Genomic DNA, 24,990 nt, shown 5'->3' with positions numbered 1-24,990 from the left:
CGAGTCGGCCCGCGGCAGGTGGAGGAGGTCCGGGTGGAGCAGGGCAGCGCGCGCGAGGGCGCACGTCCGGCGTACGCCCCCGGAGCGTTCCCGCGCACCGCGGCGGAGGGCTGGATTCCGAAAGGCCGAGTGCCGGAACAGGCCCAGGGCGACCGGGCCGGCGGAGACCAGGCCCGGAGCGACCAGACCCGGAATGACCAGACCCAGGGTGGCCGGGCCCGGAGCGAACAGGCTCAGGGTGACCAGGCCCGGAGCGAGCAGGCCACGGGAGAGCGAGTCACGGGAGAGCACGCCCGGGGCGAGCACGCCCACAGTGAGCCTCCCGCGCCGCGTGCCGTTCGGCGCCACTCCATCCGCGGCCAGATCCTGGACGCCCTGCGCGCCGCCCTCGTCGACGGCGAACTGGTGCCCGGCCAGGTGTACTCCGCCCCCGTGCTCGGCGCCCGCTTCGGGGTCTCCGCGACGCCGGTGCGCGAGGCCATGCAGCGGCTGGCCGTCGAGGGCGCCGTCGAGGTCGTGCCGAACCGCGGCTTCCGGGTCAGCGAACGCGGCCCCCGTGAGCTGGCCGAGCTGGCCGAGGTGCGGGCGCTGATCGAGGTCCCCGTGATGCTGAGCCTGGCCCGTACGGTCCCGGCGCACCGGTGGAGCGTCCTGCGCCCGCTGGCGGAGGCCACGGTCACGGCGGCGGCCGCGGGCGACCGGGCCGCCTACGCCGAGTCCGACCGGGCCTTCCACCGCGCGGTCCTCACGCTGTCGGGCAACGAGCAGCTCGTGACCGTGGCCGACGAACTGCACCGGCGCTCCCAGTGGCCGCTGGTGTCGGGCCCCGCCACCCGTCGGGCCGACCTGCTGGCGGACGCCTCCGAGCACACCGCCCTGCTCGACGCCCTCATCGCCCAGGACCTCGCCGTCGTCAACGCCCTGGTCCGCGAGCACTTCACCGGCGCCGACGGCTGACCCGGACGGCCCGCGCCCGGGGCCCGGGTCCCGGCCGACGACGACCGCGTCGGAGGCTGCGGGCCTCGGCTCAGCCCGCCTCCGCGGAGCGCTGGGCCGGGGGGCCCAGGTACGGGGCCAGCCAGGTGGGTACGCCGCCGAGGAGCCGGAACAGCCGGCCCGCCTCGGCGCGCAGCCGGGCCGCCTCCGGTTCCGGTTCCGCCTCCGCGAGCGAGATCAACGCCGGCGCCGTACCGACCAGGAACCCCAGCTCCTCCCGGATCCGCAGCGACTCCGCGAAGCCGTGCCGGGCCTCGGCCAGCTCCCCCTCGCGCAGGGCGAGCGCGGCCAGATGCCGCCAGGTGGACGAAAGGAGCAGCTCGTCGCCCCGGGTCGCCGCACCGGCGTGCGCCCGGCGGAACGCGGCGCGCGCCGACTCCGGCGACTCCGCGATGTTCTGGGCGATCAGCCCGCGCCGGAAGTCCAGCAGCGGCCGGGCCGGGGAGGCGGGGGCCAGCAGCGCCGCCGACCGGCTCAGCGCCACGCTCGCCTCGTCGGCCCGGTCCCGTACCGCCAGGAGGGTCGAGGCGTACGCCAGATGGCCCCGCTCGGAGGCGGCCGCGCCGCGCTCGTCGTCGCTGCGGGCGATGGCCTCCGCCGTGCGCAGGGCGTCCTCGGCGTCGGTCCAGCCCTGCCCGGTGTAGAGACAGCGCTCCGTCAGCAGGGCGGTGCGCTGGAGCGCCGAGGCCGGGTCGGTGACGGCGTGGTGCTCCAGCAGTGCGGCCGCGTCCGTCCAGCAGGCGCGTGACCGCAGCCGCCATACCGCGGTCTGGAGCGGCGGATCGTCATCTGCTGTCGTTCCGGAACCAGACATGGCGGTATGCGCCACATTGCCCTCCCCGAGCGCGCCATTGTGCTGTTGGGTACGGCGCATCTCAGCACGGAATGGCACGCCGGGCCAAGGGGTCCGGACCATGTCAGGTGAAAGATTTCACAATCGGCCGGAGTGTGACGGTGTCCGCCGGACCCCGTGCGCGGCCGGAAGATCAGCTCATACGCAGGGCGAGGAAGAAGTCGAGCTTGTCCTCCAGGCGTGAAAGATCACGCCCCGTCAACTGCTCGATCCGTCCGACGCGATAGCGCAGCGTGTTGACGTGGAGGTGCAGCCGGGCCGCGCAGCGGGTCCAGGACCCGTCGCAGTCCAGGAAGGCCTCCAGCGTCTCGATCAGCTCTGCCCGGTGGCGCTGGTCGTAGTCGCGCAGCGGGTCCAGCAGCCGGGCGGTGAACGCGCGCCGGACGTCGTCGGGGACGAACGGCAGCAGCAGCACGTGCGAGGCCAGTTCGTGGTGGCCGGCCGCGCAGACCCGCCCCGGGCGTGCCGCGGCCACCCGGCGGGCGTGCCGGGCCTCTTCCAGGGCGCCGCGCAGCCCTTCGGCGGAATGTACGGCCGCGCTGACGCCCAGTGTCAGCCGGCCGTCGTCGGCGAGGCCGGCCGAGAGCGGTTCGCGCACGGAGGCCAGCAGCGCGTCGGCGTGCAGTCCGGGGTCCGCGTCGAGGGCGTCGGCGTTCTCGGCGCCCGCCCGCCCGGCCTCGCCCTCCGCGTCCTCCCCGGAGTCCGCGGGCACGGTGGTGAGTGTGGGCAGCGGCACCAGGGCGATGGCCTCCTCGCCCGTGTGGGCGACGGCGATCCGGTCGGCGGAGTCGGGGCCGCTGACCGCCGGGTCGACGAGGATCTCCTCCAGCAGCGCCTGGGCCACCGGGCCGCTCGCGATGTCGCCCGCGGCGACGGCCTGGCCCGTGGCGCTCCAGTCGACCCGGGCCACCACGACCTGCCACTGCGGGGCCACGCCGAGGCCGGGCAGCAGGACCGGTGCGGCGACCCGCAGTCTGGCCGCGATCTCGGCGGGTGCGGCGCCAGCCTGGACCAGCTCCAGGACCTCCTGGGCGAGCCTGCGGCGTACCGTACGGGCCGCGTCGCGGCGGTCGCGCTCGACCGCGATCAGCTGGGTGACGCCCTGGAGCAGGTCGAGCCGGGCGGCGGGCCAGTCCGATGCGTCCGCCTCGACCGCCAGCAGCCAGTCGGAGAGCAACGACTCCCGTACGTCGCGGGCGGCCGGCACCGCGCCCCGGCCGGTGTTCCGGATCGGGAAGAGCGAATACGTCGTACCGGCGATCGTGGCCCGGTGCGGACCCCGGCGGCCGGTCCGGGTCGCGGCCAGGTGGTGTCCGGCCAGCGCCGCGCCCAGCGGTCCGGGCAGCGGCGCGCCCGCCCCGGCGATCTGGCGGCCCGTGGGGGACAGGACCCAGGCCCGCAGGTCCAGGTCGGAGGTGAGGAGGTCCAGGACCACCTCGGGGCCGCCGCCCGCCGGGCCCGAGGTCATCAGCCGCCGGTGCCGGTCCACCACGGCGGCCAGATCGCCCGCCCGCTCGCCGGAGACCTGACGTACGACGTACTCGGTGATCGTTGCGAAGGCAACGGTCTCGTGCACGGCGAAGAGGGGGAGGCGGTGGTGCCGGCACGCCTCGACCAGATCGGCGGGAATGTCGCCGAGTTCCGCCTCGCCGGCCGCGAGACCGGCCACCCCGGCGCCCGCCAGGATCCGGACGAACGGCTCGGAGTCCGCCGCGTCCCGGTGCCAGGCGAGGCCCGTGAGCACCAGTTCGCCGCCGGAGAGATAGCGGCTGGGGTCGCGCAGGTCGGTCGTCATGACGCCCCGGACCGTGCGGTCCAGCTCGTCCTCGCCGCCGAGCAGCCGCAGGCCCAGCGCGTCGGTCTCCAGCAGTGCGCGCAGCCGCATCTCGTCGCCGCCGATCTTTCCGTAGGGGGGAGTGGGTGAAGGAGGAGTGGTGAAGGAGGTCGTGGGCGGGGGGAGCCGTGGGGTGAACGGGTATCTGTGAATTGCGGTGAGGTTACTGATTCCCGCCATTCGTTCGAATCTACAAGACGAGGACGGAGAGCAGCCAACTCCTTCAGTGTTTCGGTGACTGCACCGGCAGGACCAGGGCTTGTGTACTGGGCCACACACCACATGAACACCACATGAACGAGCCAGTCGAGGGCCGGCCGTCCCCAGCCCCAGCGAACGACCCGATTGAGAAGAAGAGAGCCACTCATGGACTTCCTTCGCCCCGCCAGCTGGGAGGAGGCGCTCGCCGCCAAGGCCGAGCACCCCACGGCTGTGCCCATCGCGGGCGGCACCGATGTGATGGTCGAGATCAACTTCGACCACCGGCGGCCCGAGTACCTCCTGGACCTGAACCGCATCGGTGAGCTGTCCGAGTGGGAGGTGGGCCACACGAGCGTGCGGCTCGGCGCCTCCGTGCCGTACAGCGCCATCATGGAGCACCTGCGCACCGAGCTGCCCGGTCTGGCGCTCGCCTCGCACACCGTCGCATCCCCGCAGATCCGCAACCGCGGCGGCGTCGGCGGCAACCTCGGCACCGCCTCACCGGCCGGTGACGCCCACCCGGCCCTGCTCGCGGCCGGCTGCGAGGTCGAGGCCGAATCCGTACGCGGGACACGGCTGATTCCTATCGACGCTTTCTACACAGGGGTCAAGCGCAACGCCCTGGCGCCGGACGAGCTGATCCGGGCCGTGCACATCAGGAAGGCCGACGGACCGCAGCAGTACTCCAAGGTCGGCACCCGTAACGCCATGGTCATCGCGGTCTGCGCGTTCGGCCTCGCGCTGCACCCCGAGACCCGCACCGTGCGCACCGGCATCGGTTCCGCCGCCCCGACCCCGGTCCGGGCCAAGGAGGCCGAGGAATTCCTGAACGCCGCGCTCGAAGAGGGCGGGTTCTGGGAGAACGGCAAGATCATCACCCCCGCGATCGCCCAGCAGTTCGCCACCCTCGCGTCCGGCGCCTGCAACCCGATCGACGACGTACGCGGCACGGCGAAGTACCGCAGGCACGCGGTCGGCATCATGGCCCGCCGCACGCTCGGCTGGACCTGGGAGCAGTACCGCGGCGCGGGCCGCACGCTGGAAGGAGCTGCGTAACCATGCGAGTCAATTTCACGGTCAACGGCCGTCCGCAGGAAGCCGACGACGTGTGGGAGGGCGAGTCCCTCCTGTACGTCCTGCGTGAGCGCATGGGCCTGCCCGGCTCCAAGAACGCCTGCGAGCAGGGCGAGTGCGGTTCCTGCACGGTCCGCCTGGACGGGGTCCCGGTCTGTTCCTGTCTGGTCGCCGCCGGTCAGGTCGAGGGCCGCGAGGTCGTCACCGTCGAGGGCCTGGCCGACTACGCCAAGCACCGCGAGGACGCCCACCCCGGCGGCGGCTGCGCCTCCGGCGCGTGCGGCACCACCCTGGACGCCGCCAAGCGCCGGCAGGACCGGCCCACCGACGGCCGGACCGGCGAGGCAGCCCCGCTCTCCCCGATCCAGCAGGCGTTCATCGACGCCGGAGCCGTCCAGTGCGGCTTCTGCACCCCCGGCCTGCTCGTCGCCGCCGACGAGCTGCTGGAGAACACCCCCTCGCCGTCCGACCAGGACATCCGCGAGGCGCTCTCCGGCAATCTGTGCCGCTGCACCGGTTACGAGAAGATCCTCGACGCGGTCCGCCTCGCGGCCGCCCGTCAGGAAGAGGCGGTCCAGTCATGACGACGCCCCCGAAGGCCCAGACCGTACCGGCCGGCACGCCCACGAAGATCACCCAGGGTTCGCCCACCAAGGGCGGCATCGGCGAGTCCACGCTCCGCCCCGACGGCACCCTCAAGGTCACCGGAGAGTTCGCGTACTCCTCCGACATGTGGCACGAGGACATGCTGTGGGGCCAGACGCTGCGCTCCACCGTCGCGCACGCGGAGATCGTCTCCATCGACACCTCCGAGGCGCTGGCGACGTCCGGCGTCTACGCCGTGCTGACCTACGACGACCTCCCGGCCGAGATGAAGAACTACGGCCTGGAGATCCAGGACACCCCGGTCCTCGCCCACGGCAAGGTCCGCCACCACGGTGAGCCGGTCGCCATCGTGGCCGCCGACCACCCGGAGACCGCGCGCCGCGCCGCAGCCAAGATCAAGATCGAGTACCGGGAACTGCCCGTCGTCACCGACGAGGCATCCGCGCTCGCCGACGACGCGCCGCTGGTCCACGAGGGCCGCACGGACGAGTACATCAAGCACGTCCCGCACGCGAACGTCGTGCACAACCAGCCGATCATCCGCGGCGACGCCGACGAGGCCGCGAAGCGGGCCGACGTCGTCGTCAAGGGCGAGTACACCTTCGGCATGCAGGACCAGGCCTTCCTCGGTCCCGAGTCCGGGCTCGCCGTGCCCTCCGAGGACGGCGGCGTCGAGCTGTACGTCGCCACCCAGTGGCTGCACTCGGACCTCGAACAGATCGCCCCCGTCCTCGGCCTGCCCGAGGACAAGGTCCGCATGACGCTCTCCGGCGTCGGCGGCGCCTTCGGCGGCCGCGAGGACATCTCGATGCAGATCCACGCCTGCCTGCTGGCGCTCCGCACCGGCAAGCCCGTCAAGATCGTCTACAACCGGTTCGAGTCCTTCTTCGGACACGTCCACCGGCACCCGGCGAAGCTGTACTACGAGCACGGCGCCACCAAGGACGGCAAGCTCACGCACATGAAGTGCAGGATCGTCCTGGACGGCGGCGCCTACGCCTCCGCCTCCCCGGCGGTCGTCGGCAACGCCTCCTCGCTCTCGGTCGGCCCGTACAAGATCGAGGACGTCGAGATCGAGGCGGTCGCCCTCTACACCAACAACCCGCCCTGCGGCGCGATGCGCGGCTTCGGCGCGGTCCAGGCCTGCTTCGCCTACGAGGCGCAGATGGACAAGCTCGCGGCGAAACTGGACCTGGACCCGGTCGAGTTCCGGCAGCTCAACGCCATGGAGCAGGGCACCCTGCTGCCCACCGGACAGGCCTGTGACTCGCCGGCCCCGGTCGCCGAGCTGCTGCGCCGGGTCAAGGCCCGGCCGCTGCCGCCCGAGCAGGAGTGGCTGACGGCGGGCAGCGAAGGCACCGCCGTCGACATCCGCTCGCTGCCCGGCGGGCTCTCCAACACCACGCACGGCGAAGGCGTCGTCCGGGGCGTCGGCTACGCGGTCGGCCTGAAGAACGTCGGCTTCTCCGAGGGCTTCGACGACTACTCCACCGCCCGTGTGCGGATGGAGGTCATCAACGGCGAGCCGGTCGCGACCGTGCACACCGCGATGGCCGAGGTCGGACAGGGCGGCGTCACCGTGCACGCCCAGATCGCCCGTACCGAACTCGGGGTCAACCAGGTCACCATCCATCCCGCCGACACCCAGGTCGGCTCCGCCGGATCCACCTCCGCCTCCCGCCAGACGTACGTCACCGGCGGTGCGGTCAAGAACTCCTGCGAGGCCGTCCGGGAGCAGGTCCTGGAGATCGGCCGCCGCAAGTTCGGCACCTACCACCCGGCCTGGGCCACCGCCGAACTCCTCCTGGAGGACGGCAAGGTCATCACCGACGGCGGTGAAGTGCTCGCCGACGTGGCCGACGTGCTGGAGGACGAGGCGATCGACATCGAGCTGGAGTGGCGCCACCGGCCCACCGAGGCGTTCGACAAGCGCACCGGACAGGGCAACGGCCACGTCCAGTACTCCTTCGCCGCGCACCGCGCGGTCGTCGAGGTCGACACCGAGCTCGGCCTGGTCAAGGTCATCGAACTGGCCTGCGCCCAGGACGTCGGCAAGGCGCTCAACCCGCTCTCCGTCCTCGGCCAGATCCAGGGCGGCACCCTCCAGGGCATGGGCGTCGCCGTGATGGAGGAGATCATCGTCGACCCGAAGACCGCGAAGGTGCGCAACCCGTCCTTCACGGACTACCTGCTCCCCACCATCCTCGACACGCCGACGATCCCGGTCGACGTGCTCGAACTCGCCGACGAGAACGCCCCGTACGGGCTGCGCGGCATCGGCGAGGCCCCCACCCTGTCGTCCACCCCGGCCGTCCTCGCGGCGATCCGGAACGCGACCGGTCTTGAGCTCAACAGGACACCGGTGCGGCCCGAACACCTCACCAGCACCTGAGAGCCTGCCGGGTGACCTCTGACCGGGCGGCCACGCCCTGGCACGCACGCTTCCGGCGTTGCCGAAATGCCCTAGTAGCTCCGCTACAAGGCCATCCCGGCGCCTTGGAATCGCACGCACCATGCCGCGTCCGCTTTCCGATCGAAGGCCACCCGGCAGGCTCTGAGAGCCTGCCGGGCGATCTCCCACCGGTCCTCGCCCGGCAGCCTCCGAGCGGTTCCCCCCCGAACTCTCCGGGCGGTGCGCAGAGCCGAGAACGTCACACTTTCCGCACCCCGCACCGCCCGGAGGCACCAAGTACCGCACCGCTCGCGGTTCTTCGCCGTGCCGAGCGCACGGCAGCGCCACACGGATCATCCGTGCCGCCGGCACATCCGTTCTGCTTCAACAGTCCGTCCCGGCCGTCCCCGGGTCGTGCAGCCGACGCAGTCATCCCAAATCCCGCATTCAGGAATCTCCAAGCGGGTGCCCCTGTGAACCTTGGGAGTCAGGCATCATGACCCAGCAGTCAGTGGAACCGAAGACCAGCGCGGAGGCCGCGGGCCCCGGCTCGCGCGTCCCCGCCGGAAGATCATGGCTCGACCGGTACTTCCATATATCCGAACGAGGATCCTCGGTCGCGCGCGAGGTGCGCGGCGGCGTCACGACCTTCATGGCCATGGCGTACATCCTCCTCCTCAACCCGCTGATCCTCGGTGGGAAGGACGTCGACGACAACCTCCTCAGCCAGCCCGCGCTGATCACCGCGACCGCCTTCGCGGCGGCCGCGACGACCCTGCTCATGGGCTTCGTCGGCAAGGTGCCCCTGGCGCTCGCCGCCGGGCTCAGCGTCTCCGGGGTGCTCGCCTCGCAGGTCGCACCCAACATGACCTGGCCGCAGGCCATGGGCATGTGCGTGATCTACGGTGTGGTGATCTGCCTCCTGGTGGTCACCGGCCTCCGCGAGATGATCATGAACGCGATTCCGCTCGCGCTCAAGCACGGCATCACCATGGGCATCGGGCTCTTCATCGCCTTCATCGGCCTCTTCAAGGCCGGATTCGTCCACCAGGGCGTGGCGACCCCCGTCTCCCTCGGCCCGGCCGGTGAACTGGCCGGCTGGCCCGTCCTGATCTTCTGCGTGACCCTGCTCCTCATCTTCATGCTCCAGGCGCGCAACGTCCCCGGCGCGATCCTGATCGGCATCATCGTCGGCACCCTGGTCGCGATCGTCATCAACGCGATCGTCGACATCGACCCCAAGTCGTGGAGCAGCGGCCCGCCCGCCCTGGAGGGCAGCGCGGTCGCCATGCCCGACTTCTCGCTCTTCGGGAACGTCGAGTTCGGCGGCTGGGGCGACGTCGGAGTGATGACCGTCGGCATGATCGTCTTCACCCTGGTGCTGGCCGGCTTCTTCGACGCGATGGCCACCATCATCGGCGTCGGCACCGAGGCCAAGCTCGCCGACGAGAAGGGCCGTATGCCGGGCCTGTCCAAGGCACTGTTCGTCGACGGCGCCGGCGGCGTCATCGGCGGTGTCGCCTCGGGCTCCGGCCAGACGGTCTTCGTCGAATCGGCCACCGGAGTCGGCGAAGGAGCCCGGACCGGGTTCGCCTCCGTCGTCACCGGCCTGTTCTTCGCCGCCTGCCTCTTCTTCACCCCGCTCACCGCGATCGTCCCGACCGAGGTGGCCTCCGCCGCCCTCGTCGTCATCGGCGCGATGATGATGCAGAACGCCCGGCACGTGGACTGGGGCGACCGCTCGGTCGCCATCCCGGTCTTCCTGACCGTGGTCCTGATGCCCTTCACGTACACCATCACCACCGGTGTCGCCGCGGGTGTCATCGCGTACAGCGCCATCAAGCTCGCCCAGGGCCGGGCCCGCGAGGTCGGGGCCTTCATGTGGGGGCTGACGGTGATCTTCATCGTCTTCTTCGCCCTCAACCCGATCGAGAGCTGGCTGGGCGTCCACTGACGCGCCCGGTACCGCCCTCCTCCCCCCATCACCGGTGATCTTAAGGAGACACGCCATGCTGGACATCGCCGAAGAGCTGCACCGGTGGGTCTCTCAGGGCCGCGAGTTCGCCGTCGCCACCGTGGTGGCGGTCGGCGGCAGCGCGCCCCGGCAGCCGGGAGCCGCACTCGCGGTCGACCGCGACGGCACGGCCATCGGGTCGGTGTCCGGCGGTTGCGTGGAGGGGGCGGTCTACGAACTGTGCCAACAGGCCCTCGACGACGGGAAGTCCGTCCGCGAGCGCTTCGGCTACAGCGACGAGGACGCCTTCGCGGTCGGCCTGACCTGCGGCGGCGTCATCGACATCCTGGTGACGCCGGTACGGACGGACGACCCCGCCCGCCCGGTGTTCGCCGCAGCGCTCGCGGCCGCCGCGGAGGGGACGGCGGCCGCGCTGGCACGGATCACGGACGGGCCCGGCGAACTGCTCGGGCTCCCGCTCCTGGTCCGTACCGACGGAAGTTACGAGGGCGGGCTCGGCGGCCACCCGGCGCTGGACCGGACCGCCGCCGCCGAGACCCGTGCCCTGCTGGACGCGGGCCGCACGGAGCCGCTCACCATCGGGGCCGAGGGCTCCCGCTGCGGCCGGCCCATCGAGCTCCTGGTCGAGTCCAGTGTCCCGCCGCCCCGGATGATCGTCTTCGGGGCCATCGACTTCGCGGCCGCGCTCGTCGCGGCCGGGAAGTTCCTCGGCTACCGGGTCACCGTCTGCGACGCCCGACCGGTGTTCGCCACCCCGGCACGCTTCCCCGAAGCCGACGAGATCGTCGTCGACTGGCCCCACCGCTACCTCGCCGCCACCACGACCGACGCCCGCACGGTGCTCTGCGTCCTCACCCACGACGCCAAGTTCGACGTACCGCTGCTGGAGGCCGCCCTCCGCCTCCCGGTCGCCTACGTCGGCGCGATGGGGTCGCGCCGCACCCACCTGGAACGCAACGACCGGCTGCGCGAGGTCGGCCTCACCGACGGTGAACTGGCCCGGCTGCACTCGCCGATCGGCCTCGACCTCGGCGCCCGTACGCCGCAGGAGACGGCCCTGTCCATCGCCGCCGAGATCGTCGCGGTCCGGCGAGGCGGCAGCGGCGTACCGCTCACCGGGGCCCGTACCCCCATCCACCACGACACCAGCGGACAGCCACTCGTCTCGGTGGCTTGAGGTGGCCTGAAGTGGCTTGAGTTGGCTTTGAGGTGCCTGAGACGGTCTGAAGTGGCTTGAGGTGGCCTCAGCCCCCGGCCGGCCGGACCGCGGGCGCCCGCCCGAACCGGGCCAGCAGATGCCAGACCTTCTTCAGGTCCTGCTCCGCACGGCGCCCGGCACGTGCCGCGTCGCCGATGATCCGGGCGTCCAGATACCCGTCGACGGCGAGGGCCGCCCCGAGCTCGACGTACTCCGGCCCCCGGAAGCCGGGACGGCGGCGCAGCTCGTCGACGCCGATCCGGAACCCCTCGTGCCACTCGACGGGACACGGCAGCCTCCCGGCCGCGGCCTCCACCGCCGTCCCCCGGTACGTCGGGTCGAGCACGAGCGCCTCCACCTCCCGGTCCAGCCGGACCGGAACGTGGATCTGCGCCTCGATGTAGTCGTCCAGGGCGTCACGGTCGTCCGCCGCCGCCAGCTCCACGAGCCCCGACATCCGGGCCGCGACCCCGAAGCGCTCGGGCTCGGCGGCGCTGTCCGGATAGCAGAAGGTGGCCGAGCCGAGGACGTCCGCCGCCAGCCGGAAGTGCGCCGACCCGAACCGGGGCGCGCCGCCGATGGAAGCGCGCCGGACGTCCAGCGCCCCGTAGACGGGCCGCTCGGCCGGCCCGGCCCGGTCGTACGCGCCGCCGAAGATCCGGCTCTCCCAGTGCCACCGGTCACCGCCGGGGTGCGCGGTGAGCCCGCCGTTGCTGGTCCCGGTCACGAACTGGGAGACGTACGAGCCGTCCTCGCGCAGCCGCTCCAGGATCGGCCGCCCCGCCACCGTACGGTCGGGGTGGAAGTTCAGCGTGACGCGCGGTCCGGCGTCCAGGGGCGCCCCCGAGGACAGCGACGTGACGTGTTCCAGCGCCCGCCCGCGGGGCGAGGTGACCGGGAGATCGGCGTTCATCGGGACAGTGTGCCGGGACGGGTCCCGGGGGAGCACCTGAATTGCCCCGCCCGGCCGGTGCGGTTGGATGTGACCATGAGCGTTCACGATGTGGCCCGCAGGCTGCCGGGCATAGCCGCCCTCACCGATCTCTGCCGTTCCCTGGCGATGCTCGACGCCATCCTGTGTCCCGAGTGGGACCACCGCTGGCACAGCTTCGACGCGCGGTGGTCGCCGACCGAGGCGATGGCATCGATGCGGGACGGGTCGGGCGGGGAGTACTCCGTGGTCTTCTCCGCCGCCGGCGCCTACGCGCGCGGCTTCGACCACGAGTCGCCGATGAGCCCGTACGTGGACGACGCCCCCTGGCCCGGGGTGCTCGACGAGGTGCCCGCCGTGTTCCGCCGCTACGTGGACGAGCCGTCGTTCACCGACGAGTTCGGCCTGCCCGTGGTCACCGCCTGCCTCTGGCGCGAGAGCGGCGACGACCGCTGGCGGGCGGGCAGCGTCGAGTTCCCGGAGGACGGTGAGGACTCCGACGGCGCGGACTGGCTCTTCCAGCTCCTCGTCACGGGCACCCCCGAGTCGTACCAGGAGTGGGCCGAGGACTACTTCGACCTGCCCGTCGACCTCGACGCCGTACGCCATGTCCACGCGCTGCGGCCGCTCACCGACGAGGTGATCGCCGCGCTCTGCCCCGAGCGGATCCCCGCCGAACTGGCCGAGGACGTCAAGGAGATCGGGTACCCGGCCGGCACGGCGGAGTGACGCGCGCGCGGCCCTCGGGCGTGCCCCGGCGTCAGTCCGCCTCCGGAGTCGTCGGATCGCGGCGGGTCAGCGCCTGTGCCGCCGGCAGACCGGTCCGGGCCGCCACCGCCAGCCGGGCCCGGACCTCCGCGCGGGTGCGCGGCCGGAAGCGCGGCTGCTTGCCGCAGCCGCACGCCTCCAGCCCCTCGTAGCGCAGGCCCGCCGCCAGGACGGCCGCGACCGCGCTCCAGGCCGCGGTGTCACGGCGCGGCGGCGGCGCGAAGTCGTGGCCCGCGCAGACGAGAGCACGGCCGCAGTTCGGACAGGGCTGCTCCCGGCCGTCCGCGGGATGCCGCTTGAAGCTGACGCGGCAGGCGACGCAGGCGAAGTGCAGCTTGTAGTGGGTCATCCCGTAGTGGCACACGGGACGACGTTACCGGGGGGAGTACGCGGCCGGGGCCCCGGGCGGCCCCTGGAAGAGCAGGCCCGGGGCCCCGGCGCTCAGGGGGCGTTCCGCGTTCAGCGGCCCGCCTGCAGGGCCCCCCACATCGCCGGGCCCACCACGCCGTCGACGTCCAGCCCGCGGGCGGTCTGGTAGTCGCGGACCGCCGTACCGGTGGCCGCGCCGAATTCGCCGTCCACGCCCACCGTGGTGCCGAGCGCCGCCGTCAGGGCCCGCTGGAGCCGCTTCACCGCGTCGCCCGAGCTGCCCTGCTTCAGCAACGGGGTCGTGCCGGCCGACAGCAGGGCCGTCCAGGTCTTCGGTCCTACGATCCCGTCGGCGTCGAGGGAGCGGTCCTGCTGGAACGCCTGCGCGGCGCTCTTCGTGCGGGTGCCGAAGAGCCCGTCCGCCTGGCCCGCCTCGTAACCCTGTTCGTTGAGCAGCAGCTGGACGGCCTTCACCTGCGGGCCCGACGAGCCGGACCGCTGTGTCGTGTACGCGGGAAAGGTGATGCTGTCACTGCCGCTGCCCGGGTCGCCGCCGATCAGCCGCATGTAGTGGTTCCAGTCCCAGTGCACGCCCGGGTCGGTGTGGTCGTTGCCCGGCACCTCGCTGTGGCCGACGATGTGCGCCCGGTCCTTCGGGATGCCGAACTTCGCGCTGAGATGGGAGGTCAGGGCCGCCGACGAGCGGTACATCGTGTCGGTGAACCAGGCCGGGTCGTCGACCCACCCTTCGTGCTCGATCCCGACGGACGAGGCGTTGGCGCTGCGCGCGTGCCACGCCGTGTCCTTGTCCCGGACCGTCTGGGTGACCTCGCCGTCCGAGGACCGGATCACATAGTGGGCGCTGACCTCGGAGTCCGGGTTCTGGAACCAGCTGATGGAGCCCGCGTACGAGCCCTGGGTGACGTGGACGACCACCTTGTCGACGCTCGCGGTGCGGTCGGCGGCGAAGTTGTCGGGGTGGGCGGGCACCCAGCGCGCCGAGGGGTAGTCCGCACTCTGGGCGTAGACGTCGGACGCCGACAGCGCGCCCTTGTCCGGGGCGACCGGCCGGGAGGGCACGAGCACCTGCTCACCGCCGGGCGTCTTCGCGGCCACGCCCTCGGCGAGGAACGTGAAGACCGCGTCGGCGTAGAGCGCGGCGGCCGGGTCGTCGGCGGCGCTGTAGCGGGCGACCGCCGGATACCAGGCGTTGACGTCCCGGCGCTCGGCGGCGTCCAGGCCGAGCGCGTCGGCGTGGTCGCGCAGGACGGCCGCGCCACCGAGGATGTTGGCCGTGGTGTCCCGGCGCAGCCGCGCCGCGCTCTCCCCGGTCAGCTCGGAGGCCTTCTCCAGGGAGCGGTTGACGGGGTTGCTCGCCAGGTGCATCACGCCGTAGCCGTTCGCCTGGCTGGGCTCTCCCGCGTGCCCGTTCAGCCGGGACTCGCCGTAGCCGACGGCGGCCAGCAGATCGCGCGGTACGCCGTACGCGTGTGCCGCCTCGGCGAAGGCGCGGTTCATCGGGTCGGCCGTGTCCGCCACCGGGGCGGCGCTCGCCGGCTGCCCGGCCGTGAGAAGGGCCGTGGCGGTGAGGACGGACAGGGCGCAGACGCGGGCCCGGGTTCGGGCGGCGATGCGTCGGGGCATGAGGGCTCCTGCTCTGTGGGGGACGCCATGGAAATGCGACGGGAACGCAGTGGAAAAGCGGTGGGAACGCGGTGGGAATGCCGTGGGATCGCGGTGGAGGAAAGGAGCTGGGTGAAGAGAAAAGCCCTCGGGCCGGGGCCGACCAGAGGGACGTGAAGCACCGTCAGGCTAGCGATACGGGTTGCGCATGACAACGAGGCGCGCCGGTGGGCGGGATGGCAACATGCCGGAAAATAAGGGGAGTTGACCGACTCGCCGGCCTGCCGGGTGACGTCGGGCCGCACCCGGCGGAGCAGCCCGCGCCGGCCGGCACGGGGTGGCCGCCGGCAGCGGTCGCCGCCAGTGGCCGAGGCGAAGTGGTCACGGGCGAAGTGGTCGCGCTGACGCTTGATCGCCGCGGCCATCCGTACGCCGCCGCGGCCAGCCGGGCGTACGCCGCCCCGGCCATGCCCTCGGGGGCGTACTGCCCCGGTCGTCGCCGGACAGCGCCCCCGCCCCGGCAGCCACCGGCGCCGCACCCCGGATTCGTACACCTGGACACCCCTCCCACCGCACGAGGGAACGCGGACCGGGAACCCGTCCGCGAAGGCGTATAAAGGGTCCTTCCGGAGCAGCCGGCGTCCCCCGATGGCCCCTCCCCCCTCCCCTCACGCGGCCGGCGTCACCGCGTCACCGATCCCAGGAGCGCCAATGAGCACTTCGGACGAGATCAGCGCCCTGCTGGTAGCCAAGTTCGGAACCGACCCCGAGGCCATCCGCCCCGATGTTCCGCTGCACCGGCTGCGGCTGGACTCCCTCGCGCTGGAGGAGCTGCGGCTGCTCATCGAGGACCGGCTGGACGTGGACCTGGAGGACGTCGCGCTCACCTCGCGCGACACCGTCGGACGCCTCGTCGAGGCCGTGCACGGGAAGGTCTCCGCATGAGCGCGGCCACCGCACCGCCCTACCGCCGGACGCCGCTCGCCCCGTTCGCCGCCGCCGTCACCGGCGTCGGCCTGGTCACCGCGGCCGGTACGGGAGCGGACGCCGCCTGGCACGGTGTCACCGAGGGCCTCGTGCCGTCCGCCGGTCCCCGGCCCGAACTGGCCGGCCTGCCCTGCGACTTCTTCTACTCCGTCACCGACGGCGACCCGGGGGCCGTCCTCGGGGTGGCCGCCCAGCGGCTGATGGACCGCTTCTCCCAGCTCGCCGTCATCGCCGCCCGCGAGGCCGTCGCCGACGCCGGGCTCGACCCGTCCGTCTGGGACAGCGGCCGCGTCGGCATCGTCATCGGCTCCGCCCACGGCGGGCTGCCCTTCTACGACGAACAGCACGCCGCTCTCGCCGGGCGCGGCCCCCGCCGGGTCTCCCCGAAGCTCGCCCCGCTCAGCGTCGTCAACGGCGCGGCCAGCAGCGTCAGCCTGGACCTCGGCGTCCACGGCCCCAGCCAGGCCGTCTCCACCGCCTGCTCCTCCGGCACCGTCGCCATCGGCACCGCCCACCAGATGCTCCGCTCCGGGGCCTGCGACATCGTCATCGCGGGCGGCGCCGAATCCACCTGCACCCGCCTCCTGATCGCCAGTGCCTGCAGCCTCAAGGCCGTCTCCACCCGCCGCGAGGACCCCACGGCCGCCTGCCGCCCCTTCGACACCCACCGCGACGGCTTCGTCGTCGGCGAGGGCGCCGGGCTGCTCGTCCTGGAACACCCGGACCACGCCCGCGCCCGGGGCGCCGCCGTCCGCGCCCACGTGAGCGGTTACGGGGCCTCCAGCGACGCCCACTCCGCCGTCGCCCCGGACCCCGATGGCCTCGGCATCGAACGCGCCCTGCGCACGGCGCTCGCCGACGCGGGCCTCTCCCCGGCCGACGTCGGGCACATCAACGCGCACGGCACCTCGACGCTCTCCAACGACCTGATCGAGGCGACCATGCTCCGCCGGGTCCTCGGCGAGAGCCCCCTGGTGACCTCCACGAAGGCGATGACCGGGCACACTCTCGGCGCGGCGGGCGGCATCGAGGCCGCGTTCACCGTGCTCGCCCTCCAGCACCAACTGGTCCCGCCCACCGTCAATCTGGACGCACCCGATCCGCTGATCCCCGTCGACGTGGTGGCCAAGGAAGCCCGCGGCGCCTCCTTCGACTGCGCCGTCAAGACCTCGCTCGGCTTCGGCGGCCACAACGCGGCACTCGTCCTCACCAGGGCCTGAGCGGAAGGGAACGCAGGAGCACATGCCCGAGGAGATCATCCGGACCCTGTCGGTCGACGACGTACGCTACAGCTACCGCCTCCTGCCGCACTCCCGCTCCGGCGGCGTCCCCGCCACCGAACCGACGCTCATTCTCGGCGGCGCGCTCCAGGGCATGTTCGGCTGGCCCCAGATGGACGACCACCTGGGCCCGGCCACCGATGTCGTCACCGCCGACCTGCCCGGCATGGGCAGCGCCGACCCGCTCCCGCCGGGACCCAGCGCCGATCTGCTGCGCCGGGCCGTCCTCGGCATCGCCGACGACCTCGGCGCGCCCCGGCTCAACGTCTTCGGCTTCTCCTACGGCACGGCCATCGCCTTCGGCTTCGCCCGCCGCCACCGGGGGCGGGTGGCGCGCCTGGCCCTCGGCGGCGTCCCGGTCCACATCGACGACGCCCAGGTCACCTGCTGGGAGCGGGCCCGGCAGCAGCTGGCGGCCGGGGACCGCGCGGGGTTCGCCGCGACGGCGGCCGACGCGCTGATGTGCCTGGACCCCGAACGGGCCGTACACCGCAGGGAGTTGGCGCGCCGCTATGTGCGGCGCTCGTTCCTGCACGCACTCGACCACTCGCCGCACGCGGCGGACTCCCTCTACCGGGCGCTGGCCGACCGGCCCGACTTCTCCGGTGGTCTCACCGGCGTACCGGCGCTGGTCTTCGCCGGGGAGCACGACACGGTGACGTCTCCCGCGCGGCAGCGGGAGTTCGCGGCGACGATCGAGGGCAGCCGGTTCCTGACGATCGAGGAGTCCGACCACTGGGTGGTCCTGGAGCGGGCCGGCGAGGTGGCCGCGCTGGTCTCCCGGTTCTTCACCGAGCGGGAGCCGGTGACCGGCGCGGTCGCCCTGCCGCGTCAGGCGGGCACCCCGGTGGGGCGGCGAACCTGAGAGAGACCCCGGTGGGCGGACCCGAGAGACCCCGGCGGGGCGGACCTGACAGCGGCCGGTCCGCCCCGCCGGGGCAGTGCCTCAGAACCAGGGCCCGCCGACCTTGATCCGCACCACCTGCGGGTCGTGGTCGCTCGCCTGGTCGGCGAACTCGGCGTTGATGTGCACCACGTCGTAGTCGAAGCGCCGGATGGCGGGGCTCGTCAGGATGTGGTCCAGCGTCTGCGAGTTGCCGTCGTACACATAGCTGTACCGCTCCGAGGCGGGCAGCGTCGTGATCAGCGGCCTGAGAACCCCGCCCTTGGTCAGCGTCTTCATCGTCGGGGAGAACTCGAAGTCGTTGATGTCCCCGAGCGTGATGACCCGCGCGAACCTGTTCGCCTTCAGCAGGTCGGCGGTGAAGGCGTTGACCTCGGCGGCCTGCTGGATCCGATCCGCCTCCGAGGACCGGGTCGGCTCCTGGTAGCGGCCGTGCAGCGGCTGGTCGCCGCCCTTGGACGCGAAGTGGTTGCCGATGACGAAGACCGGCCTGCCCCGGAAGACGAACTCGCCCACCAGGGGCTTGCGGCTGTTGTCCCACGCCGGGCTCGTCGGGTTGATCCGCCCCGGGGACGCGGAGAGCCTCACGCCCCTCCAGGTGTCCACGGCCCGCACCGGCGTGGTGGCGTCGCCGCCCGGCCGGTCGGTGAAGGAGACCCGCTTCGGGTTGAACAGGAAGACGTTACGGATGTTGCCGCCGGGCTGACCGCCGTCCTTGTTGTTCTCGGGGGCGATGTAGCGCCAGTCGTAGCGTGGCCCGCCCTGCGCGACGATCGCGTCCGTGAACCGCTTCAGCGTGGCCTCGGAACCCGTCGTGCCGTCGTTCACCGGACCGTTGTCGTCCTGGATCTCCTCCAGCGAGACGATGTCGGGGGAGGAGAGGTTGACCGCGACGCCCTCGGCCAGGGTGTCGAACTTGCCCTGGTCGTCCAGAGCGTCGAGGTTCTCCACGTTGTACGTGGCCACGGCGAGCTCGTTCCGCTTCTGCTTGCGGGTCACCTCGCGCCGCAGCTTCTTGTCGACGTGCGTGCCCAGCTCGGTGGCCTGCACGTTGTAGCCGCCGTACGAGGCGTAGTCGAGCACCCCGGTGGTGCGGCCCTTGAGCACGTCACCGACGTTCGCGGTCGGCACCGGACGCGCCGGGTCCAGCGACATCACCTTGAGCCGGCCGGTGTTCTGGTCCTCGTACGAGGCGTAGACCGTGCCGCCGCGCCGGTTGCGGTTCTCCCAGGGCTTCACCGTCACCCAGATCTCGTCGTACGCGGTCGTCGCCCCGGTCACCCGGGTGTCGGCGATCTCGACCCGGGAGCCCTCCAGCGCCTCGTACAGGTCCAGGGCGTACCGGGACGGCTCCAGGGGCAGCGCGTCGATCGTCCCGCCGTCCGCCGACGGCACGTAACGGCCGGGCACCGAACGGGAGTCCAGGACCACCGGGGCGGGCAGCGCGTTGCCGGACGACAGCACGGTGGTGCGGGGGGCGGTGAGCTGGGTGTTCGACTGGGTGCTGGTTCCGGGGCGGTACTCGCCGACCTTGCCACTGACCAGGACGGAGTCCCCGACCGCCACGGACGGTACGGCGGAGCCCGTGTAGACGAACAGGCCCTCGCTGGTGCGCGGGTCGTTGTCGGGCGCGGTGTCCTGGATCCAGAAGCCGCGCGAGCCACTGCTCCGTACGCCGGTGACGACGCCCGGGACGCCGTCCACCATCGTGCCGTCGAGCGGGGAGATCCGGGTGGTGCCCTGGATGTCGTGGATCCGTACGTCGCCGGGCTCGGTGGGTCCGGGCTCCTCGGGCTCCTGCCCGCCGCCGGACGTCTCGCCCTTCGTGTTGACCGGGGTCGGGGCTCCCGCGGTGAGATCGGCGGCGTTGTCGTCGGTGTCGGCGAGTGAGGCGGCCCGCGCGACGGACGAGGTGGCCGAGGCGCCGGGGACCGGGCCGCTGCCCTCCCGGACGACCGCGGAACCGTAACCGACCAGATCGACGATCCGGGTGTCCGCCGCACAGTCCGCCGCCGACTTGCAGGTCAGCGGGTCCGTCCCGGAGACGAGGGCGACGGTTCCGCTGCCCCCGGCCATGGCGATCGTGCCGGTGGTGTCGGCGGTGGGCAGCGCGACCGTTCCGCCGTTGCCCTTGGCCTGGGCGACCAGGTAGCGGCCGCCGGGAGCGATCGACCCGGACAGCTCGGAGACCTGCCACCGCGAGCCGGCCGACGGGCTGCCCGGCAGGTACTGGACGCTGAGGCCGCCGACCGCGAAGGGCGCGGAGCCGGCGTTGGCCAGCTCGACGAAGTCCCGGGTCAGGGTCGCGCCGGAGTTGCCCCCGCCCCCGTACACCTCGGAGATGACGGCGGTGGCGGACGGGGCCGCCTGGGCGGCGGGCAGGGCGGTCACCGCGAGAGCGGCGGCGACGGCGCCGGTCAGCAGGACGGATCCGGATCTGTGTATCTGCACGGGTGGTGCCCCCAACTGAGTAGTAGGGAGCAAAAACTATGCGCGTAGAACAGGCCATGACAAGGCATCATCGGTTAATTCCCGGCATCATTCCGGGTGCGCGGCCGGAAGACCCCGCCGGATCGTGGTGCACGGGTGCCCGGTTCGCCGGATACGAGGCCCCGGACCTTGACGGTGCGGGGTCCGCGCGCGTGCCGCTGTCCGGGGGAAGCCGGGCCGGGACGCTCCCGTCCGGATCGACGGGAGCGCCCCGCCCGGCGCCGGCCTGTCGGCCCGCGGTGCCGGCTACCCCCCGGCGGTCCTCACCGACGCGTCCCCGCGCCGCCGCTCGGCCCGGCGGCGAGGGGACGCGGGCCGGGGTCACTGGCGGATGCGGTCGCGGATCCAGACCCCGGCCTCCTTGAGCACCCCGGTCCCCGTCCATGTGCTTCCGTCGCAGGTGCCGGTCTTGAAGACGGCGCCGGAACGGTGGTCGTCGGAGTAGTTCCAGTTGGTCCAGGAGATCTTCTTGCGCTTCATCAGGTCGACGTAGCGCTGCGACATGGCGAAGTCGTTCGCGCCGTCGCCCGAGTAGTTCTGCATCCCGAACTCGGTGACGAACACCGGCAGTTCGTCGGAGGCCCGGTCGAGTGTCCGCAGGTACTCCCCGCGGTGCGAGGCCGCGTAGAAGTGGAAGGTGTACATGATGTTCGAGGCGTTGACGGGGTTGTTCACGACCTCCGACTCGTCGGAGCCCTCGGACACCCCGAAGGAGGACCAGGCGCGCGTCCCGACCAGGACCACCGAGTCGGGGTCCTGGGCCCGGATCACCGGGATGATCTGCTCGGCGTACGACTTGATGCCCGACCAGCTCACTCCGGAGGGCTCGTTGGCGATCTCGTAGAGCACACCCGGGTGGTTCCTGTACTTCTTCGCCATCGCCGTGAAGAAGGTCTTCGCCCGCGACAGGTTCGCGTTCGGGTCGCCCGGGGAGAGCATGTGCCAGTCGATCACCGCGTACATGCCGCGCGCGTGCGCCGCGTCGACGAACTTCTGTGCACGGGCGGTGAATCCGGCCGGGTCGGTCTCGTAACCGCCCTCCTGTACGTAGGTGGAGACGCGCAGTACGTCGGCGCGCCAGTCCTGGGCCAGGGCGTCGAGCGAGCCGCCGGTGACGCACTGGGCGTACCACTGGGTGCCGTGCGTGCTCATCCCGTTGAGGGCGACCGCCCGGCCGGAGGCGTTGCAGAGCTGACGGCCGCAGACGGAGAGCTGTCCGTTGGCGGCGAGCGGGGTGGCGGCGGTGGGGGAGGCGGGAGCCGGTGCGGCTCCGGCCCGGACCGGAGCCATGAGTGCGGCGACGACACCCAGCGCGGACGCGGCGAGCAGGGCCTTGCGGGCGAACCGGCGGCGACCGGCCGTGGGGGTGGGCTCGGTGGGGGGACTGGTGCGCTGGTGCATGGTGGTGCTCCCTTCGGAGGGGGTGGGAGGCGCCATGTCGGCAGATCTGAAAGTAAAGGTTCCTATCAATTGCGTCAACGGTGTTGGGAAACTTTCCTGTCTATCAACGCGCGCGGCGGAAGGTCCCGTTGGGATCTTTCCGCCCGGTGCCGACGGGCCGGGGCCCCGGCCCGATCGCCTTCCGCGCCCTCCCGCGCCCCCCGTGCGGCCGGACGCCCGGACGTGTCCCGGGTGAGGAAACACCCGGTGCGGCCTAAGGGCTGTCCCGTCATCCCTGGCGGGCGCACGACGACAGCTACGGCACCTCGCCGCGTTGTCGGAACGCCCGAATACATCCAGTATGCGGACGTCCCTCCGCCTTGCGATGCACCGCATCCGACGCCGCGCGCTGATCCACCAGGGATGACGGGACAGCCCTTAAGGTGCGAACCATGGCACGGAGCGCGGCGCATCCCGGGCCGACCGGGGGCGACGCCGCTCCCGGCGGCCCCGACCCCCGGCGTTGGCAGGCACTCGCGGTCTGCCTGGTGGCGGGCTTCATGACCCTGCTGGACGTCTCCATCGTCAATGTGGCCCTCCCCTCCATCCGGGAGGGCCTGAACACCCCGGAGTCCGCCCTCCAATGGGTGCTCTCCGGCTATGCCCTCGCCTTCGGTCTCTTTCTCATTCCCGCCGGACGCCTGGGTGACGCGCGGGGCCGCCGGGTGGTTTTCATGGTGGGACTCGCCCTCTTCACCCTGGCCTCCGCCGCCTGCGGGGCCGCCCGGTCCAGCCAGTGGCTGGTGATCGCCCGACTGGCGCAGGGCATCGCGGGCGGACTGATCGCCCCGCAGATCTCCGCCCTGATCCAGCAGATGTTCTCCGGGCGCGAACGCGGCCGGGCCTTCGGCATGTTCGGCACCGTCGTCGGCATTTCCACGGCCGTGGGCCCGCTGCTGGGCGGTCTGCTCATCCAGGCCGCCGGACCGGACCACGGCTGGCGCTGGGTCTTCTACGTCAACCTCCCGCTGGGCGCCGTCTGCCTCCTGCTCGCCCACCGCCTCCTGCCCGACACGCCCTCCGCCGGCCGGGTGAGGCCGCGCGACCTGGACCCGGTGGGCGTCGCCCTGCTCGGCGCGGGGGTGCTGGCCCTGCTGCTGCCGTTCGTCCAGGCCCAGCAGTGGCCCGGCAATGCCAAGTGGCTCCTGCTCGTCCTGGCCGGGGCCCTGCTCACCGCGTTCGTCGCCTGGGAGTCGCGGTGCACCGGCGGACGCACCCACCCGGTCCTGGACCTGTCGCTGTTCCGGCTGCGTTCCTACTGGCTGGGCTGTCTGCTGATCCTGCTCTACTTCGCCGGGTTCACCTCGATCTTCTTCGTCACGACCCTCTACCTCCAGTCCGGCCTGGGCTACTCCGCCCTCCAGGCCGGACTCGCCATCACCCCCTTCGCCCTCGGCTCCGGCGTCGCCGCGTCCATCGGCGGCCGGCTCGTCGGCCGCTTCGGCCGCCCGCTGGTGGTGGCGGGCCTGGCCATGGTCGCCCTCGGCCTCGCGGGCACCGCCCTCGCCGTCCACCTGGTCCCCGGCGACGGAGCGGGCTGGGCCATGGCCGCCCCGCTGCTCCTCGCCGGTCTCGGCAGCGGCCTGGTCATCGCCCCGAACCAGACGCTGACCCTCGCGGAGGTCCCGGTGAACCGGGCCGGGAGCGCCGGGGGCACCCTGCAGACCGGCCAGCGGGTGGGCTCCGCGATCGGGATCGCCGCTGTCGGCGCGGTGTTCTTCGCGCAGGTCGGCCCGGCCGGCTGGGCCGACGCCTACGACTACGGGCTCCTCGTGTCCGTCGCCTTCGTGCTGGCCGGACTCGTCGTGGCGCTGGCCGACGTCGGAGCGGACCGACGGGGCAGACGACGTGCGGCACGGAAATCCACCGAAGCATCGAGGAGCGCGGCATGAGCGACAGGACAGCGGACGACAGGACTGCGGACGACACGACAGCGGATGACGCGGGAGCGGACGACACGACAGGGGACGGCACGACGGCGGACGGCGCGGGCGTGACAGCAGCGGACGGCCGGGGCGCGGGCAGCGCCGGGAGCGACGGCAACACCTCCTACGGCCACAAGCCGTTCAAACGGTCCCGGAGCCACTTCGCCGACCGGATCACCGCCGACGGACGCGACGGCTGGCCCGTCGAGCCGGGCCGCTACCGCCTCGTCGTCAGCCGCGCCTGCCCCTGGGCGAGCCGCGCCCTGGTCTCCCGGCGGCTCCTCGGCCTGGAGGACGCACTGTCGCTCGCCGTCGCCGACCCGATCCAGGACGACCGCAGCTGGCGCTTCACCCTCGACCCGGGCGGCAGGGACCCGGTCCTCGGCATCCGCTGTCTGAGCGAGGCCTACGACGCCCGGGAACGCGACTACCCCGGCGGCGTCAGCGTGCCCGCGATCGTGGACGTACCGAGCGGGAAGCTGGTCACCAACGACTACCAGCGCATCACCCTCGACCTCGCCACCGAATGGACCGCCCTGCACCGGCCCGGCGCCCCCGACCTCTACCCCGGACCGCTGCGCGCGGAGATCGACGAGGTCATGGACGGCATCTACCGGGACGTCAACAACGGCGTCTACCGCGCGGGGTTCGCGAGCTCCCAGGAGGAGTACGAGGAGGCGTACGCCGCCCTCTTCGCCCGCCTCGACCAGGTCTCCGCCCGCCTCACCGACCGCCGCTACCTGGTCGGCGACACCATCACCGAAGCCGACATCCGCCTCTTCACCACCCTGGTCCGCTTCGACGCCGTCTACCACGGCCACTTCAAGTGCAACCGTACGAAGCTGACCGAGGACCCCGTCCTGTGGGCGTACGCCCGCGACCTCTACCAGACGCCCGGATTCGGCGACACGGTCGACTTCGGCCACATCAAGCGGCACTACTACGAGGTGCACACGGGCATCAATCCGACCGGCATCGTTCCCGCCGGCCCCGACCTCTCCGGCTGGACCACCCCGCACCACCGTGAACAGCTCGGCGGCCGTCCCTTCGGAAACGGCACGCCCCCGGCGGCAACCTTCTGAGCCTCGGCGGCGACAAGGAGTAGTCCGGCCGCACAGGACCGGACGACTCCCGACCGAGCGAA

19 protein-coding genes are annotated in these 24,990 nt (G+C 72.5%); 12 read left to right on the top strand and 7 right to left on the bottom strand.

Annotation, left to right across the window (positions count from 1 at the left end; translation table 11 throughout):
• Positions 1-33 precede the first annotated feature (33 nt).
• Positions 34-957 (top strand): GntR family transcriptional regulator, encoded by a 924-nt coding sequence (locus ACGF2Y_RS07155; protein ID WP_392943765.1) that lies wholly within the window; start codon positions 34-36, stop codon positions 955-957.
• Positions 958-1,027: 70 nt separating this feature from the next.
• Here ACGF2Y_RS07155 and ACGF2Y_RS07150 read toward each other — a convergent pair whose 3' ends face one another.
• Both ACGF2Y_RS07150 and ACGF2Y_RS07145 read right to left on the bottom strand, forming a co-directional pair.
• Positions 1,028-1,810, bottom strand: a complete 783-nt coding sequence (locus ACGF2Y_RS07150) for a hypothetical protein (protein ID WP_392943764.1) — start codon at positions 1,808-1,810, stop codon at positions 1,028-1,030.
• 172 nt (positions 1,811-1,982) lie between these two features.
• Positions 1,983-3,734 carry a PucR family transcriptional regulator gene (locus ACGF2Y_RS07145; protein WP_392944282.1) on the bottom strand — a complete coding sequence of 584 codons (1,752 nt, stop codon included), beginning with the start codon at positions 3,732-3,734 and terminating at the stop codon, positions 1,983-1,985.
• Positions 3,735-4,049: 315 nt separating this feature from the next.
• Here ACGF2Y_RS07145 and ACGF2Y_RS07140 point away from each other — a divergent pair, with 315 nt between their 5' ends.
• From ACGF2Y_RS07140 to ACGF2Y_RS07120, 5 genes are all read left to right on the top strand, one after another.
• On the top strand, positions 4,050-4,940 hold the full coding sequence (locus ACGF2Y_RS07140) for an FAD binding domain-containing protein (protein WP_392943762.1): 891 nt from the start codon (positions 4,050-4,052) through the stop codon (positions 4,938-4,940).
• Between the two features lie 2 nt (positions 4,941-4,942).
• A complete protein-coding gene (locus tag ACGF2Y_RS07135; RefSeq protein WP_392943760.1) occupies positions 4,943-5,542 on the top strand; it encodes a (2Fe-2S)-binding protein in 600 nt (199 codons plus the stop codon).
• Positions 5,539-7,956, top strand: coding sequence for a xanthine dehydrogenase family protein molybdopterin-binding subunit (locus ACGF2Y_RS07130; RefSeq protein WP_392943758.1), 2,418 nt, complete (start codon positions 5,539-5,541; stop codon positions 7,954-7,956). The genes ACGF2Y_RS07135 and ACGF2Y_RS07130 overlap by 4 nt, the downstream gene beginning before the upstream one ends.
• Before the next feature lie 496 nt (positions 7,957-8,452).
• Positions 8,453-9,910: an NCS2 family permease gene (locus tag ACGF2Y_RS07125; RefSeq protein WP_392943756.1), complete on the top strand. Its 1,458-nt coding sequence runs from the start codon at positions 8,453-8,455 to the stop codon at positions 9,908-9,910.
• 55 nt (positions 9,911-9,965) lie between these two features.
• Positions 9,966-11,108 (top strand): XdhC family protein, encoded by a 1,143-nt coding sequence (locus ACGF2Y_RS07120; RefSeq protein WP_392943754.1) that lies wholly within the window; start codon positions 9,966-9,968, stop codon positions 11,106-11,108.
• Between the two features lie 67 nt (positions 11,109-11,175).
• Here ACGF2Y_RS07120 and ACGF2Y_RS07115 read toward each other — a convergent pair whose 3' ends face one another.
• On the bottom strand, positions 11,176-12,042 hold the full coding sequence (locus ACGF2Y_RS07115) for a DUF3626 domain-containing protein (protein ID WP_392943753.1): 867 nt from the start codon (positions 12,040-12,042) through the stop codon (positions 11,176-11,178).
• A gap of 75 nt (positions 12,043-12,117) precedes the next feature.
• Between ACGF2Y_RS07115 and ACGF2Y_RS07110 the strand changes: the two genes are divergently transcribed.
• Positions 12,118-12,789: a hypothetical protein gene (locus ACGF2Y_RS07110; RefSeq protein WP_392943751.1), complete on the top strand. Its 672-nt coding sequence runs from the start codon at positions 12,118-12,120 to the stop codon at positions 12,787-12,789.
• 31 nt (positions 12,790-12,820) lie between these two features.
• On the opposite strand, the gene ACGF2Y_RS07105 is transcribed toward ACGF2Y_RS07110, so the two are convergent.
• Positions 12,821-13,192, bottom strand: a complete 372-nt coding sequence (locus ACGF2Y_RS07105; RefSeq protein WP_392943749.1) for a hypothetical protein — start codon at positions 13,190-13,192, stop codon at positions 12,821-12,823.
• A gap of 95 nt (positions 13,193-13,287) precedes the next feature.
• On the bottom strand, positions 13,288-14,841 hold the full coding sequence (locus tag ACGF2Y_RS07100) for an N-acetylmuramoyl-L-alanine amidase (protein WP_392943747.1): 1,554 nt from the start codon (positions 14,839-14,841) through the stop codon (positions 13,288-13,290).
• 690 nt (positions 14,842-15,531) lie between these two features.
• Between ACGF2Y_RS07100 and ACGF2Y_RS07095 the strand changes: the two genes are divergently transcribed.
• Genes ACGF2Y_RS07095 through ACGF2Y_RS07085 form a run of 3 tightly spaced genes read left to right on the top strand, consistent with a single transcriptional unit; the run spans position 15,532 to position 17,952 of the window.
• A complete protein-coding gene (locus ACGF2Y_RS07095) occupies positions 15,532-15,765 on the top strand; it encodes an acyl carrier protein (protein ID WP_392943745.1) in 234 nt (77 codons plus the stop codon).
• The gene (locus tag ACGF2Y_RS07090; protein WP_392943743.1) at positions 15,762-17,027 is read left to right on the top strand and encodes a beta-ketoacyl-[acyl-carrier-protein] synthase family protein; all 1,266 of its coding nucleotides are present in this window, start codon (positions 15,762-15,764) and stop codon (positions 17,025-17,027) included. The genes ACGF2Y_RS07095 and ACGF2Y_RS07090 overlap by 4 nt, the downstream gene beginning before the upstream one ends.
• 22 nt (positions 17,028-17,049) lie before the next feature.
• Positions 17,050-17,952: an alpha/beta fold hydrolase gene (locus ACGF2Y_RS07085; RefSeq protein ID WP_392943741.1), complete on the top strand. Its 903-nt coding sequence runs from the start codon at positions 17,050-17,052 to the stop codon at positions 17,950-17,952.
• Positions 17,953-18,033: 81 nt separating this feature from the next.
• On the opposite strand, the gene ACGF2Y_RS07080 is transcribed toward ACGF2Y_RS07085, so the two are convergent.
• Together ACGF2Y_RS07080 and ACGF2Y_RS07075 are read right to left on the bottom strand one after the other, a co-directional pair.
• Positions 18,034-20,442 carry an endonuclease/exonuclease/phosphatase family protein gene (locus ACGF2Y_RS07080; protein WP_392943739.1) on the bottom strand — a complete coding sequence of 803 codons (2,409 nt, stop codon included), beginning with the start codon at positions 20,440-20,442 and terminating at the stop codon, positions 18,034-18,036.
• A gap of 360 nt (positions 20,443-20,802) precedes the next feature.
• Positions 20,803-21,882, bottom strand: coding sequence for a glycoside hydrolase family 5 protein (locus ACGF2Y_RS07075; RefSeq protein ID WP_392943737.1), 1,080 nt, complete (start codon positions 21,880-21,882; stop codon positions 20,803-20,805).
• 431 nt (positions 21,883-22,313) lie between these two features.
• Between ACGF2Y_RS07075 and ACGF2Y_RS07070 the strand changes: the two genes are divergently transcribed.
• Both ACGF2Y_RS07070 and ACGF2Y_RS07065 read left to right on the top strand, forming a co-directional pair.
• Positions 22,314-23,813: an MFS transporter gene (locus ACGF2Y_RS07070; RefSeq protein WP_392943735.1), complete on the top strand. Its 1,500-nt coding sequence runs from the start codon at positions 22,314-22,316 to the stop codon at positions 23,811-23,813.
• Positions 23,810-24,928, top strand: a complete 1,119-nt coding sequence (locus tag ACGF2Y_RS07065; protein ID WP_392943733.1) for a glutathione S-transferase family protein — start codon at positions 23,810-23,812, stop codon at positions 24,926-24,928. The genes ACGF2Y_RS07070 and ACGF2Y_RS07065 overlap by 4 nt, the downstream gene beginning before the upstream one ends.
• The last annotated feature ends 62 nt before the right edge of the window (positions 24,929-24,990 follow it).

The sequence above is a fragment of the Streptomyces sp. NPDC048142 genome, assembly GCF_043202835.1.
Lineage (GTDB): Bacteria > Actinomycetota > Actinomycetes > Streptomycetales > Streptomycetaceae > Streptomyces.
This window is presented reverse-complemented; position numbering and strand designations above follow the sequence as displayed.